The sequence below is a fragment of the Kitasatospora nipponensis genome (genome assembly GCF_039528135.1).
GTDB classification, from domain to species: Bacteria; Actinomycetota; Actinomycetes; order Streptomycetales; family Streptomycetaceae; genus Kitasatospora; species Kitasatospora nipponensis.
Window position 1 is genome coordinate 1 of the sequence record NZ_BAAALF010000092.1, and the last position, 14,295, is coordinate 14,295.

General features: G+C 74.6%; 13 protein-coding genes. 9 read left to right on the top strand and 4 right to left on the bottom strand.

Annotation, left to right across the window (positions count from 1 at the left end; translation table 11 throughout):
- On the bottom strand, positions 1–826 hold an 826-nt coding region (locus ABD323_RS23440), incomplete at its 3' end, for an RNA polymerase sigma factor (RefSeq protein ID WP_486327154.1).
- 163 nt (positions 827–989) lie between these two features.
- Here ABD323_RS23440 and radA point away from each other — a divergent pair.
- Together radA and disA are read left to right on the top strand one after the other, a co-directional pair.
- Positions 990–2,495 (top strand): DNA repair protein RadA, encoded by a 1,506-nt coding sequence (gene radA / locus ABD323_RS23445; protein ID WP_344443877.1) that lies wholly within the window; start codon positions 990–992, stop codon positions 2,493–2,495.
- Positions 2,496–2,663: 168 nt separating this feature from the next.
- Entirely contained in the window at positions 2,664–3,722 is a 1,059-nt protein-coding gene (gene disA, locus ABD323_RS23450) for a DNA integrity scanning diadenylate cyclase DisA (RefSeq protein ID WP_344443901.1), read from the top strand.
- 13 nt (positions 3,723–3,735) lie between these two features.
- Here the strand turns inward: disA and ABD323_RS23455 are convergent, their stop codons facing one another.
- Entirely contained in the window at positions 3,736–4,683 is a 948-nt protein-coding gene (locus ABD323_RS23455; RefSeq protein ID WP_344443878.1) for a hypothetical protein, read from the bottom strand.
- Between the two features lie 160 nt (positions 4,684–4,843).
- On the opposite strand from ABD323_RS23455, the gene ABD323_RS23460 reads away from it, so the two are divergent.
- Together ABD323_RS23460 and ybiA are read left to right on the top strand one after the other, a co-directional pair.
- The gene (locus tag ABD323_RS23460) at positions 4,844–5,737 is read left to right on the top strand and encodes an HhH-GPD family protein (protein ID WP_344443879.1); all 894 of its coding nucleotides are present in this window, start codon (positions 4,844–4,846) and stop codon (positions 5,735–5,737) included.
- 58 nt (positions 5,738–5,795) lie between these two features.
- Positions 5,796–6,308: a riboflavin biosynthesis intermediates N-glycosidase gene (gene ybiA, locus ABD323_RS23465; RefSeq protein ID WP_344443880.1), complete on the top strand. Its 513-nt coding sequence runs from the start codon at positions 5,796–5,798 to the stop codon at positions 6,306–6,308.
- Positions 6,309–6,370: 62 nt separating this feature from the next.
- Here ybiA and ABD323_RS23470 read toward each other — a convergent pair whose 3' ends face one another.
- The gene (locus ABD323_RS23470) at positions 6,371–7,984 is read right to left on the bottom strand and encodes an MDR family MFS transporter (protein ID WP_425556128.1); all 1,614 of its coding nucleotides are present in this window, start codon (positions 7,982–7,984) and stop codon (positions 6,371–6,373) included.
- 265 nt (positions 7,985–8,249) lie between these two features.
- On the opposite strand from ABD323_RS23470, the gene ABD323_RS23475 reads away from it, so the two are divergent.
- Entirely contained in the window at positions 8,250–8,894 is a 645-nt protein-coding gene (locus tag ABD323_RS23475; protein ID WP_344443881.1) for a TetR/AcrR family transcriptional regulator, read from the top strand.
- A gap of 62 nt (positions 8,895–8,956) precedes the next feature.
- Here the strand turns inward: ABD323_RS23475 and ABD323_RS23480 are convergent, their stop codons facing one another.
- A complete protein-coding gene (locus tag ABD323_RS23480; RefSeq protein WP_344443882.1) occupies positions 8,957–10,030 on the bottom strand; it encodes a M23 family metallopeptidase in 1,074 nt (357 codons plus the stop codon).
- Positions 10,031–10,588: 558 nt separating this feature from the next.
- On the opposite strand from ABD323_RS23480, the gene ABD323_RS23485 reads away from it, so the two are divergent.
- The 4 genes from ABD323_RS23485 (at position 10,589) to ABD323_RS23500 (ending at position 14,288) form a co-directional block, all read left to right on the top strand.
- On the top strand, positions 10,589–11,764 hold the full coding sequence (locus ABD323_RS23485; protein WP_344443883.1) for a threonine aldolase family protein: 1,176 nt from the start codon (positions 10,589–10,591) through the stop codon (positions 11,762–11,764).
- Between the two features lie 100 nt (positions 11,765–11,864).
- Positions 11,865–13,487 (top strand): acyl-CoA carboxylase subunit beta, encoded by a 1,623-nt coding sequence (locus tag ABD323_RS23490; protein ID WP_344443884.1) that lies wholly within the window; start codon positions 11,865–11,867, stop codon positions 13,485–13,487.
- Complete coding sequence (locus ABD323_RS23495; protein WP_344443885.1) at positions 13,484–13,738, top strand: acyl-CoA carboxylase epsilon subunit; 255 nt, start codon at positions 13,484–13,486, stop codon at positions 13,736–13,738. Before ABD323_RS23490 ends, ABD323_RS23495 begins: the two co-directional genes overlap by 4 nt.
- 64 nt (positions 13,739–13,802) lie before the next feature.
- Entirely contained in the window at positions 13,803–14,288 is a 486-nt protein-coding gene (locus ABD323_RS23500) for a hypothetical protein (protein WP_344443886.1), read from the top strand.
- The last annotated feature ends 7 nt before the right edge of the window (positions 14,289–14,295 follow it).

Below are 14,295 nucleotides of genomic sequence, written 5' to 3' on the forward strand. Positions count from 1 at the left end.
CCAGCCGGACGGCCACCGGCGCCGGCAGCAGGGCCAGTCCGGCCGCCGGGCCCACCCCCTGCAGCGAGCCGCCCGAGCCCGCACCGGGCCCCCGCGCGCCGGCGAGCTCGCCGCCCACCCGCTCGGCCGTCCCGCGGCAGGTCGGGCACTCCACCACGTGGCGCACCAGCTCCCGGCGCAGCGCCGGCCCCAGCACCCAGGCCCGCCACTGCTCCGCGCCCGTGCCGCCGAGGCGGGCCAGCTCGGGGCAGCTGCCCACGCCCAGCACCAGCAGCGCGAGCCGGGTCCGGGCGACCTCCTCGGCGCCGTCCGCGAGCAGCCGCTGCGCCGCCTCGCTGCCCAGCCCCAGCACCGCCGCGACCTCCAGCGGGGTGAGCCGGTGGCGGACCGCCAGCTCCAGCGCCTCGCGCTGCTCCGCGGTGGTCCCGGCCGCCTCCGGCCAGGCCAGCGAGGCCAGCTCGCGGCGCCGCCGGGCCGGCTCCGCGGACGCCGGACCCTCGCCGCCGCCGCTGTCGCCGCTGTCGCCGCTGTCGCCCGCACCCCCGCCGTCCCCGCCGCCGCCCGTCGCCAGCCGTCGCACGCAGGCGTACCGGGCCAGCGAGTACAGCCAGGCCCGCAGCAGCCCCGGGTCGGCGAGCCGCTCGCCGGTGGCCAGCGCCAGGTCACGGACCTCGCCGACCGCGGCGGCGGCCGCCTCGTGCTCGCAGAGCACCGAGAGGCAGTAGGTGTACAGGCCGTCGACCAGACGGCCGTAGGCGGGCAGCACGGTCGCCGCGACCTGCCCGGAGGCGGTCGCGCGCTCGGTCTTCTCCATTCGGGGGCTCACCCGACCGACGGTAGGGAGAGGGGCCGACCCGACAAACCACAATGAGCCCCTTGTCCTTCTTTCGGGTAACAACACCGCGCCGGAGCTGACGGCCGGGCCCGGCCGCGGGTCGTCCGGGCCGTCCGGGCCGGCACTGTCGGTCCCACCCGCTACGGTGGCCCCCATGGCAGCCCGCACCGCGAAGACCACCGCCAAGCCCCGTCCGGCCTACCGCTGCACGGAGTGCGGCAACCAGCTGCCCAAATGGGTCGGGCGCTGCCCGGAGTGCAACGCCTGGGGCACCGTCGAGGAGTACGGCGCCGTCCCGATCCGCACCACGGCGGCCGGCCCGGTGAGCGCGCCGGCCCGGCCGATCGGCCAGGTGGACGGTCAGGTGGCGACCGCCCGTTCGACCGGCGTGCCCGAGCTGGACCGGGTGCTCGGCGGCGGCCTGGTGCCCGGCGCGGTGGTGCTGCTGGCGGGCGAGCCGGGTGTCGGCAAGTCGACGCTGCTGCTGGACGTCGCCGCCAAGGCCGCCTCCTCCCAGCACCGCACCCTGTACGTGACCGGGGAGGAGTCGGCCGGCCAGGTCCGGCTGCGCGCCGACCGGATCAACGCGCTCTCCGACCACCTCTACCTGGCGGCCGAGTCCGACCTGGGCGCGGTGCTCGGCCACATCGAGCAGGTCAGTCCCGGGCTGCTGATCCTGGACTCGGTGCAGACCATCGCCTCCGCCGAGTTGGACGGTGCGCCCGGTGGCCCGGCCCAGGTCCGCGAGGTGGCCGGGGCCCTGATCCGCGCCTCCAAGGACCGCGGCATGGCGACCCTGCTGGTGGGCCACGTCACCAAGGACGGCCAGATCGCCGGCCCGCGCCTGCTGGAGCACCTGGTCGACGTGGTGCTCTCCTTCGAGGGCGACCGGCACGCGCGGCTGCGGATCATCCGCGGCATCAAGAACCGCTACGGCGCCACCGACGAGGTCGGCTGCTTCGAGCTGCACGACGAGGGCATCGCGGGCCTGGCGGACCCCTCCGGGCTCTTCCTGACCCGCCGTGACAAGCCGGTCCCCGGCACCTGCCTGACGGTCACCCTGGAGGGCAAGCGCCCGCTGGTCGCCGAGGTGCAGGCGCTGATGGTGGACTCGCAGATCCCCTCGCCGCGGCGGACCACCTCCGGCCTGGAGTCGCCGCGGATCGCGATGATCCTGGCCGTGGTGGAGCGGCACGGCGGGGTCAAGCTCGGCAAGCAGGACATCTACACCGCCACCGTCGGCGGGGTGAAGCTCTCCGAGCCCTCCGCCGACCTGGCCATCGCGCTGGCCGTGGCCAGCTCCTCCTCGGACGTCCCGCTGCCCAGCAACCTGGTGGCGATCGGCGAGGTCGGACTCGCGGGTGAGGTCCGCCGGGTGACGGGGGTGCAGCGCCGGCTCGCGGAGGCGCACCGGCTGGGCTTCACCCACGCGCTGGTCCCGCCGGATCCGGGCAAGGTGCCGCCGGGCATGAAGGTGGTCGAGGTGGCCGACATCGGCGAGGCGCTGCGCGCCATCCCCGGGCGGCGCCGGGCGGCCGCCAAGCCCCGCACGGAGCAGCGTTCGCAGCCGAACGGTGCCGACCGGGTGCCGGCTCCGGCGGCCTACCCGGAGGAGTTGATGGCCGGCTGGGAACCGGTCGATTCGGACGAACTGCACTGACCGAGGCCCCGTCACCGCGCCCGCACCGTAGACTTTGCCCTGTCCAGTACCTGATCGGGCAGTAGCGAACGAGGGACCGGGGCCCCGCGACAAGCGGTCCGGGCCGGCCGGAGGAGTCACGTGGCAGCGAGCGACCGGGCGGAGAGGTCCCCCCGTGAAGAGGCCCTGCTGCGTGCCTCCGTGCAGGCCATCGCGCCGGGGACGCCGCTGCGCGACGGTCTCGAGCGGGTCCTGCGGGCCAACACGGGCGGTCTGATCGTCCTGGGCTTCGACAAGACGGTGGAGTCGGTCTGTACCGGCGGTTTCGTGCTGGACGTCGAGTTCACCGCGACCCGGCTGCGCGAGCTGTGCAAGCTGGACGGCGCGGTGGTGCTGGACAAGGACATCACCAAGATCGTCCGGGCCGGCGTGCACCTGATGCCGGACGCCTCGATCCCCACCGACGAGACCGGCACCCGCCACCGCACCGCCGAGCGGGTGAACAAGCAGACCGGCTTCCCGGTGGTCGCCGTCTCGCACTCGATGCGGCTGATCGCGATGTACGTCAACGGCTCGCGCCGGGTGCTGGAGGACTCCACCACCGTGCTCTCCCGGGCCAACCAGGCGCTGGCCACCCTGGAGCGCTACAAGCTGCGGCTGGACGAGGTGGCCGGCACGCTCTCCGCGCTGGAGATCGAGGACCTGGTCACGGTCCGGGACGTCACCGCGGTGGCGCAGCGCCTGGAGATGGTGCGGCTGATCGCGGCCGAGATCGCCGGGTACGTCCTGGAGCTGGGCACCGACGGCCGGCTGCTCTCGCTCCAGCTGGACGAGCTGATCGCGGGGGTGGAGCCGGAGCGCGAGCTGGTCGCGCGGGACTACTTCCCCGAGCGGGCGGCCAAGCGCGGGCGCACCGTCACCGAGGTGCTGGCCGACCTGGAGGCGCTCACCCACGCCGAGCTGCTGGACCTGCAGACGGTGGCCAAGGCCTTCGGCTACTCCGGTTCGCCCGAGTCGCTGGACTCCGCCGTCTCGCCGCGCGGCTACCGCCTGCTGGCGAAGATCCCGCGACTGCCCAACACCGTGATGGAGCGGCTGGTGGAGCACTTCGGCGGCCTGCAGAAGCTGCTCGCGGCCAGCATCGACGACCTGCAGACGGTCGAGGGCGTCGGCGAGACGCGGGCCCGTTCGGTGCGCGAGGGGCTCTCCCGGCTGGCGGAGTCCTCGATCCTGGAACGCTACGTCTGACCCGGCCCGCCGGTCAGCCGTCCAGCCGGGTGGAGGTGCGGGCCGGCACCGGGCCGCCGCTGGGGCCGGTGAGTTCGGCCTGGACCAGGTAGTTGCCGGCCGGCACCGCGGTGGTGTCGGTCGGGGTGGCGCACTGCGGCTTGCTGCGGGTGCGCTCCCAGACGAAGGTCTCGGTCAGCGCGGTCGCCGGTGAGACCTGCACCCAGCGGCCGCGCTTGTCGGCCACGCAGTCGGCGGAGGACCAGATCCGCTCGCCACTGGCCGAGTTGACGGTGATGGCGGCGGCGGCCTGGCTCAGGTCGACCCGGCAGGGGGAGCCGGAGGCGTTGCGCACCTTGAGCTCGAAGGTGGGCCTGTCCTTGGGCTGGTAGGCGTTCTGCGTGCCGGCCAGTTCGAGGGTGAGCTGCGAGGCGGTGCAGACCGGAAGGGCCATCACCTCACCGGTGTTGATCGGCGGGGCGCCGGCGCCGCCGGTGGCGCCGCCCGTCCCGCCGGTGCCGCCCGAGCCGCCGGTGGTCGCGCCGGTGGCCGTACCACCCGTGCCGCTGCCGCCGGTTGTGGCGCCGCCCGCGGTCCCGGTGGTGCCACCGTTCGCGTCGCCGCCGGTGGTCGCGCCACTGGCGCCGGCCGTCCCACCGCCGGTCGTCCCGCTGCCGCCCGCAGCGCCGTTCGCCGCGCCGGAGGTCCCGGCCGTGGATCCGCCGCTCCCGGTGCCGCCGCTGCTGCCGCCGGGGTGGGTGCTGATCGCGGGGCCGGTCGGGGGCGCGCCGGGGGTGATGGAGCTGGCGGCGGACGGGGAGGGCACCGGCTGCGCCGTCTTCTGCTTGTCGCCCCCGCCCTGACCCACGGTCAGCCAGGCCACCACGGCCACCAGTACCGCGAGGGCGGCGAACACAACGACCCGCCGTCGCCAGTAGATCGAGGCGGGCAGGGGTCCGACGGGCTGACGCAGAGAAGGCACGATCAAACTCTACGAGAGCCGGAGCACCGCTTGTCGCACCAACACCGTTCTCACGACCCGATCTTTCACATCATCCGCCATTTAAGCCGTCCGAGCGAGTACCGGCGCGCGTCCGGTCCGCGTCTCCCGCGGACGGGGACTGTGCGAGGATCGGAGTGCTATGTCGACTACCGCCCGCACCCCCGCGCCGCTGCTGCACTCCATCGTCCTGGACTGGTACCGGGAGAACGCCCGCGACCTGCCCTGGCGCGGCCCGCAGGCCACGCCGTGGGCCGTCATGGTGAGCGAGTTCATGCTCCAGCAGACCCCGGTCAAGCGGGTGCTGCCCGTCTACGCGGCCTGGCTGGAGCGCTGGCCGACCCCGGCCTCGCTGGCCGAGGACGCGCCGGGTGAGGCGGTCCGGATGTGGGGCCGGCTCGGCTACCCGCGCCGGGCGCTGCGGCTGCACGCGGCCGCCACCGCCATCGCCCAGCAGCACGGCGGCGAGGTGCCCGACGACCACGCCGAGCTGCTGGCCCTGCCCGGCGTCGGCGAGTACACCGCCGCGGCCGTCGCCTCGTTCGCCTTCCGCCAGCGGCACGCCGTGCTGGACACCAACGTCCGCCGGGTCTTCGCGCGGGCGGTGACCGGCGTGGAGTACCCGGCCCCGGCGACGACCGCGGCCGAGCGCCGCACCGCCGTCGAGCTGCTGCCGCCGGACCGGGCCACCGCCGCCGAGTGGGCGGTGGGCGTGATGGAGCTGGGCGCCCTGGTCTGCACCGCCCGCGGCCCCGAGTGCGGCACGTGCCCGCTGCGCCGGCACTGCGCCTGGCAGCAGGCCGGCCGCCCGCCGCACCAGGGCCCGGCCCGCCGCGGCCAGAGCTACGAGGGCACCGACCGCCAGGTGCGCGGCAAGCTGCTCGCCGTGCTGCGCGAGTCGCACGGCGAGGTGGCGCAGTACCGGCTGGACGCGGTGTGGCCCGAGCCGATCCAGCGCGCCCGCGCGCTGGACGGCCTGGTCGCCGACGGCCTGGTCGAGCCGGTCGCCCAGGGCTTCTACCGCCTCCCGCAGTAGCGCGGCGGCGCGCTAAAGCCGTTGCGGGGACGGTCGGCCGGCTGCCACCGTCCGGCGGGTGACGATCTTCTTCTACGGCGCCGACGACGTCCCGTACGGCTGCTTCTCGAACTTCTCCGCGCACGGGCTGGAGCTCGACGGCCTCTGGTGGCCGACCTCGGAGCACTACTTCCAGGCGCAGAAGTTCGCCGGGAGCCGGCACGCCGAGGCGATCCGCCGGGCCGGCACCCCGCTGCGGGCCGCCGAGTTGGGGCGGGACCCCGGCAAGCCGCTGCGGCGGGACTGGGAGCGGGTCAAGGACGACGTGATGCGCCGGGCGGTGACGGCCAAGTTCCGCACCCACCCGGACATCCGGGCCGTCCTGCTGGCCACCGGGGACCAGGAGATCGTCGAGGACACCGGGAGCGACCACTACTGGGGGCGCGGGCGGACCGGGACCGGGCGCAACGTGCTCGGCCGGATCCTGGTGCGCACCCGCGGCCGGCTGCGGGCCGAACTCACCGACCCGGACGGCCCGTCCGGCCCCGGGTCCGGTGACCCCGCGGCGCGCCGGGAACACCGCCGGTCATGACGCGACCGCCCCGCCCCGGACGGATCCGGGGCGGGGCGGTCGGCGGACGGCGCGCGCGGGCGTCAGATCGCCGCGGACTCCAGCGAGCTCTCGGCCGGCTGGCCGGCCCCGCGCAGCGGAGCGCCGCGCAGGAAGAGCGAGGCGACGATGGCGATCACGGTGATCCCCGCGCCCCAGAGGAAGACCGAGTGGATGCCGTTGGACACCGCGTGGTGGAAGGCGTCCTGCACCGGGGCCTTCATGCCCTTCAGCTTGGTGGGGGTGATCTGGTTGCTGTCACCGCCGGCGGCGGCCGCCTGGGCGCCGAGGCGGGCGGTCAGCGTGGCGGTGATCTGGTGGGTGTAGATCGCGCCGAAGAGCGCCACGCCGAACGAGCCGCCGATGGTGCGGAAGAGCGTGGCGGTCGAGCTGGCGACGCCCATGTCCTTGAGCTCCACGCTGTTCTGGGCGACCAGCATGGTGATCTGCATCAGGAAGCCCATGCCGGCGCCGAGCGCGGCCATGTAGCAGGCGGAGGTGAAGCGGGTGGTGTCGGTGCCCAGGGTGGAGAGCAGCAGCGAGCCGCCGCCCATCAGGGTGGTGCCGATGATCGGGAAGATCCGGTACTTGCCGGTGCGGGTGACGGTCTGACCGACCACCAGCGAGACCACCAGCATGCCGAACATCATCGGCATCAGCAGCAGGCCGGAGTTGGTCGCCGAGGCGCCCTGGACGATCTGCTGGTACTGCGGCAGGAAGGCCACCGCGCCGAACATCGAGAAGCCGACGATGAAGCCGATGATCGAGACCATCGAGAAGTCGCGGTTGCGGAAGAGCTTGAGCGGCAGCATCGGCTCCTCGGCGCGCTGCTCCACGTAGCAGAAGCCGATCAGCGCGGCGGCGGCCAGCACGGCCAGCCCGATGATGTGCTTGGAGCCCCACGCGTACTGGGTGCCGCCCCAGGTGGTGATGAGCACCAGCGAGGTGATGCCGGTGGTCAGCAGCGCGGCGCCGGCGTAGTCGATCCGCGCGGTGGAGCGGACCTTGGGCAGGTGCAGGGTGATGGTCACCGCGGCGAGCGCGACCGCGCCCAGCGGCAGGTTGATGTAGAAGATCCAGTGCCAGCTGAAGTGGTCGGTGATGAAGCCGCCCAGCAGCGGGCCGCCGACCGTGGCCAGCGCCATGACCGCGGCGAACATGCCCTGGTACTTGCCGCGCTCGCGGGGGGAGACCAGCGCACCCATGATCGACATCACGCCGACCATCAGACCGCCGGCGCCCAGGCCCTGCAGCGCGCGGAAGGCGATCATCTCGTTCATGGTCTGCGCGAGGCCGGAGAGGGCCGAGCCGACCAGGAAGATCACGATCGAGGTGAGGAAGGTGCCCTTGCGGCCGTAGAGGTCGCCCAGCTTGCCCCAGATCGGCGTGGCGGCGGCGGTGGCCAGCGTGTAGGAGGTGACCACCCAGGAGAGGTGGTCGGCTCCGCCGAGGTCACCGACGATGGTCGGCATCGCGGTGCCGACGATCAGGTTGTCCAGCATCGCGAGCAGCATGGTGATGACCAGACCGACCATCACCAGCCTGATCTCGCGCTGCGAGCGGGCCGGCCGTTCGTCGACGGCCGCCTGCTCGCCGACCGCCTGCTCGACGACCGGTGGCGCGGTCTGCGCCGTCGCGTCGGCCTGCTGTTGTGCCATGGATTTTCTCCCGAAAGCGCGTGTGGTCCGCAGCTTGCGGCCCGCTGGTGCCGGCTGCTTACTTGCCGCCCGGCTAGTTCTCTGTCCGTTGGCACGGTAAGGTCTGCATAAGCCGGGCGTCAAGCCGGATTCGGTGGGACTCCAGTCAGCAGCGAGAATGGGCTGCAACGGTGGCGCGGAGCCGACCGCCTCCGACGGCGACCGGACTCGATCGGCACGACAGCAGAGCGACACCCTCGCAGCGACCTAGGCAGGCCACGAAGCCATGAGTACGACGCAGAGCCCCCGCAGCGGCACCCGGGTGCGCATCATCGAGGTGGCCCTGGAGCTCTTCTCCGAGCAGGGGTACGAGAAGACGTCGCTGCGCGAGATCGCCGACCGGCTGGGCGTCACCAAGGCCGCGCTGTACTACCACTTCAAGACCAAGGACGACATCGTCCACGGCATCGTCGAGACCGCGGGCGCGCCGATCGACGAGACCATCGCCTGGGGCGAGAAGCAGCAGTGGTCGCCGCAGGTGCGCGACGAGCTGCTGACCCGCTTCGCGGCGGGGATGGCCGAGCGGGCCCCGCTGCTGCGGTTCTTCCACGACAACCAGCCCGCGCTGCGCGACTCGCCGGCCGGCCTGGAGTTCAAGGCCCGGATGATCCAGATGGTCCGGCTGCTGCACGGGCCCGGTGCCTCCTTCGAGGACCGGCTGCGCGCCACCATGGCGCTCTTCTCGGTCAACTCCGCGTTCTTCCTGCTCAAGCACGACCAGGAGGGCGACGGGACCCGGCTCCCGCCGCTGGACGCGCAGGACTGCGGGCGGGCCACCACGGTGGACGAGGCGGTGGCCGCCGCGCTCACCGTGGCGCTGGAGATCGCCGGCCGGATCGAGCCCCGGGTGGGCCAGGCGCACGGGGTCTGAACCCCGGCGCCCGCCGGTGCCGGCGCGCCGGGCGGGCGCGCCGGGCCGGCCCTCCACGGGCCTCAGAAGTTGGTCACCCCGTGGCTCGACAGGTATCGGATCGGGTCGGTGACCGCGCCGTAGCTGTTGTGGTTGCGGATCTCGAAGTGCAGGTGCGGGCCGGTCGAGTTGCCGGTGGTGCCGGAGGCGCCGATCCGCTGACCGCCCGTCACGTGCTCGCCGGCGTCCACCTCCAGCCGCGACAGGTGGGCGTACTGGGCGAACTTGCCGTCGGCCAGCCGCAGCACCACCTCCTTGCCGTACGCGCCGTCCCAGGCCGCGGAGACCACGGTGGCGTCGCCCACCGCGTAGAGCGGGGTGCCGGAGTCCACCGCGAAGTCCACCCCGGTGTGGTAGCCGGCCGCGTACTCCGGGTTCGGGTCGCCGTAGGGGTTGGTGATCGGCGCGCCGGGCGCGGGGGCGGACCAGCCGGGGGCCGGTGCCGGTGCTGGGGCGGGCGCGGGGGCCGGGGCGGGAGCCGGCTGCGGCGCCTCGGTGGCGGCCGGGGCGGCGGGCTCGGGCTGCTGGGCGGGCTGGGGCGCGGGGTCGGCGGGGTGGGCGAGGTTGGCGGCCAGGGCCACCGCCTGCTGCGAGGCGTGCGCGTTGCCGGGGACCCGGTAGGGCGTGGGGTCGGCCACCTGCACCAGGTTGTCCACCGGGGCCGTGCCGTGCGCGGCGGTGAAGGCGGAGGTGCCCGGGGTGGTCGGGTGCACGGTCCCGGCCGCCGTGCTGCCCGGCGCCGCGGCCAGCATCACGCCGAGCAGCAGGCCGCCGGCCGCGACCGAGGAGATCGCCTTGTGCCGGTGGCGGCCCTGGAAGACGGCGTAGAGGTCCGGCAGGCCGCCGGCCCTGGCGCGGCCCGCTCCCGCCGCCAGCAGGTGTCCCAGCCCGCCCGGCAGCGCCCCGGTGGGACGGCCGTGGCCCTCGCGCAGCCGGGCGCCTCCGGCCGACGCGGCCGTGGCGAGGCGCTCGGCGCCGATCGTGCCCGCGTCGATCAGCCACTCCGCGCCCATCGTGCTCGCGTCGGCCACCCGGGTCGCGCCGGCGGTACCGAGCGCGACCGCCCGGCCGGCGCCGGTGCGGGCGGTGGCCGCCACCCGGGCGCGGGCCGCCGCGCGCGGCGGCGATCCGTACCGCGGCCGTCCGGCGTCCGGCGGTGCGCCCGGTGCTCCCGGTGCCAGCGGTGGTCCCGGTCGTTCCCGTGGTCCCGGTGGCCGAGGCGGTGGCCTGCGCGGTGAGCGTGGCGGTGGCGGTGGGGGTGCCGGGGGTGCCGGATGGGTGGGACGCCATGGGGGAATCGACCTCGCAACGGTTCGGGGCAGCATGAGCAGGCCCCGGGGAGCAGCCGTCGGGCGCTCGGTGGGGGGACCATCCAGGTGTAACCGTCAGTGAGGTGGTACCGAAATCCGATGAGCTACTACGGCGTGTAGTGCGCGGCGTCCGTGAATTTCAGGCGATCGGCGTATTGATCTTCTTATCCGACGGTAGTTCGACGCGACGGAGTCCCGACCGCCCCACCCGGCCCGCTACTACCGCGCCTCGTACCAGCCCCTCGCGCTGTGACCATCACCACCCGTCACCGGGGTTTCAGACCGGTCGCCACCGGGTGCGCCGCGGGCATTCCCGGGAGCGCCGACGGGGTGGACCATCGGTGGATGACCGCAGACTCGAACACACCGTCCGAACCGGTCGCCACTCCCGAGGAGCTCCGGTTCGCGCTCTGGCGGGCCGCCCGGCGGATCCTCTCCGGTCCGCGCCCGGTCACCCTGCACGAGCGGCTCGCCGAGCTCGGGGCCGACGCCCGCACCGCGGTGGGGCCCACCGAGCGGCCCGACTTCTACGGCGACGGCGTGGTCGCGGCGCTGGAGCGCCGGATCGCCGACCTGCTGGGCAAGCCCGACGCGCTCTTCTTCCCGACCGGCACGATGGCCCAGCAGGTCGCGCTGCGCTGCTGGGCCCGGCGCCGCGGCGACCGGGTGGTGGCCACCCACCCGCTGGCCCACCTGGAGACCCACGAACGCCGCGCCTACCGCCGCCCCGGCGGCCTGGAGTCGGTCTGGCCCACCACCGCCGCCCGGCTGCCCACCGCCGAGGAACTGCGCGCCTTCGACGAGCCGTACGGCGTCCTGATGCTGGAGCTGCCGCTGCGCTCGGCGGGCTTCGTGCTGCCCGCCTGGTCGGAGCTGACCGCCGCGGTGGCCGCGGCCCGCGAGAACGGCGCGGCGGTGCACCTGGACGGTGCCCGGATCTGGGAGGCCGCGGTGCACTACGGGCGCCCGCCGGCCGCGCTGGCCGCGCTCGCCGACTCCGTCTACGTCTCCTTCTACAAGGCGCTGGGCGGCATCAGCGGGGCCGCGCTGGCCGGGCCCGCCGACCTGGTGCGCGAGGCGCGCGGCTGGCGGCACCGCTACGGCGGGCTGCTCTACCAGCAGTGGCCCGCGGCGCTGGCGGCCACCGGCGGCCTGGAGCGCGAGCTGCCGCGGCTGCACCGGTACCTGGCGCACGCCCAGCAGATCGCCGAGGGCCTGCGCCGCGCGCTCGAGGTGGTACCGGGCGGGCGGATCCACCCCGACCCGCCGCACACCCACCAGTTCCAGCTCTGGCTGCCGTACTCCCCGCACCTGCTCACCGAGGCCACCGCGCGGTACGCCGAGCAGAGCGGTGACGCGCTCTTCGGCACCTGGTGGGAGAGCGCGCTGCCGGGTCTGGCGATGACGGAGGTGACCGTCGCCACGCCGGCGCTCTCCTGGAGCGCGGCGGAGGTGACGCAGTCGGTCGGCGCCTTCCTGGCCGCACTGCCGCGGCCGGCCGCCGGTGCCGCCGCCGGATAGCCGCGGGCGGTATCGGCGCCTCATAGGGCCCGGATAGCGCCTGCGCGCACGCTGGTTCGGTGAGCCGTACCGCACCGGTCCCGAAGGAGGCACCAGCAGCATGACCATCCTCGAGGAGCCCCCGGTCGAGGCCCGACCGGCCCCGGCGCCGGGTGCCCAGAGTCCGCCCGCGGCCGATCTGCGCGCCAGAACGGCCGAGTTGCACCGCGTCCGGGCCGAGCTCGCGGCCGACCCGGACGCCCGGGCCACCGCCGCGCAGCACGCCCGCGGCAAGCTGACCGCCCGCGAGCGGATCGCCCTGCTCTTCGACGAGGGCTCGTTCACCGAGGTCGAGCCGCTGCGCCGGCACCGGGCGAGCGGCTTCGGCCTGGAGGACCGGCGCCCGCACACCGACGGTGTGGTGGTCGGCTGGGGGACCGTCTTCGGGCGCCGGGTCTTCGCCTACGCGCACGACTTCCGGATCTTCGGCGGCGCGCTCGGCGAGGCCCACGCGCAGAAGATCCACAAGATCATGGACCTGGCCGAGCAGGCCGGTGCGCCGCTGGTCGGCCTCAGCGACGGTGCGGGCGCCCGGATCCAGGAGGGCGTCACCGCGCTGGCCGGCTACGGCGGGATCTTCCAGCGCAACGTGCGCTGCTCCGGGGTGATCCCGCAGATCAGCGTGATCCTGGGCCCGTGCGCGGGCGGCGCGGCCTACTCGCCGGCGCTCACCGACTACGTCTTCATGGTCCGCGGCATCGCGCAGATGTTCATCACCGGACCGGACGTGGTGGCGGCGGTGACCGGCGAGCGGGTCAGCATGGACGAGCTGGGCGGCGCCGACGTGCACGCCCAGCGCTCCGGGGTGGCCGCCTTCGCCTACGACGACGAGGAGGGCTGCCTGGCGGACGTGCGCTACCTGCTCTCGCTGCTGCCGCAGAACAACCGCGAGCTGCCCCCGTACGAGCCGAGCGCGGACCCGGTGACCCGGCGCTGCGAGGCGCTGCTGGACCTGGTGCCGGCCGACCCCGCGCAGGCCTACGACATGCGCGCGGTGCTGGCCGAACTCGTCGACGACGGCGAGCTGTTCGAGGTGCACCCGGGCTGGGCGGCGAACGTGGTCTGCGCGCTGGCCCGGATCGGCGGCCACGTGGTGGGCCTGGTGGCCAACCAGCCGGCGGCGCTGGCCGGCGTGCTGGACATCAGCGCCAGCCAGAAGGCGGCCCGCTTCGTGCAGCACTGCGACGCCTTCAACATCCCGCTGGTCACCGTGCTGGACGTGCCGGGCTTCCTGCCGGGCGTGGCGCAGGAGCACGAGGGGATCATCCGGCACGGCGCCAAGCTGCTCTACGCCTACTGCAACGCCACCGTGCCGCGGATCCAGCTGATCCTGCGCAAGGCCTACGGCGGGGCGTACATCGTGATGGACTCGCGCTCGATCGGCGCCGACCTCTCCTTCGCCTGGCCGGGCAACGAGATCGCCGTGATGGGCGCGGAGGGCGCCGCCAACGTGATCTTCCGCCGTGAGATCGCCGCCGCCGACGACCCCGAGGCGCTGCGGGCACAGCGGATCAAGGAGTACCGCACCGAGCTGATGCACCCCTACTACGCGGCCGAGCGCGGGCTGGTGGACGACGTGATCGACCCGGCCGAGACCCGCACCGTGCTGGCCGGGGCGCTGGACATGCTGCGCAGCAAGCACCGCACGCTGCCGCGCCGCAAGCACGGCGTGACCCCGCTGTGAGCCGCGAGCGCGCGGCGGGCGCGGGACGGGCTCCGGGGGAGGAGCCGCGGCTGCGGGTGCTGCGCGGCCGCCCCGACCCGGTGGAACTGGCCGCCCTGGTCCTGGTGCTGCGCCGGGCGGCGGCCGCCGCGGGTGGCCCTGCCGGCGGCAGCCGACCGGTGGCCCCGGTGCAGTCGCCGTGGGACCGGGAGGGCGTGCCCGGCGGTCACCGGCCGGCCGGCTCCTGGTACCGCGAGGGCTGCGGTTGGTAGCCGGCGGGCCCGACGTGCCGAGACGCCAGAGAAGTTCATCGACAGCTCAAGGAGAGCAAGCAGCATGACCGTGACCGACTACCTCATCTCCGCCGTCCTCGTCCTGCTGGTGGTCCCGCAGTTGCGCGGCACCACCCTCAACCTGGCCAACCTGGTGCTGCCGCTGGTCCTGGTCGCCGGCGCGGCCGCGTACTACCTCAAGGGGATCCCGACCGAGGGCCACGACGTGCAGCTCGACCTGCTGACCGCGCTGGCCGGCGCCCTGATCGGGGTCGGCTGCGCGCTCACCACCCGGCTCAAGCGCGGCAGTTCGGGCGTGGTGGCGAAGGCCGGGCTGCTCGCCGCGGCCCTCTGGATCACCGGCATGCTCGCGCGCACCGGTTTCGTGTACGCGGTGCACCACGGCTACGCGGTGCAGATCGCCCGGTTCAGCCGCGAGCAGCTGATCACCGGCGCCCCGGCCTGGACGGCGGCGCTGGTGCTGATGGCGCTGGCCCAGGTGCTGGCCCGCCTGCTGGTGCTGCGGGTGCGGGCGGTGCGGGTCGGCTGACCCGCAC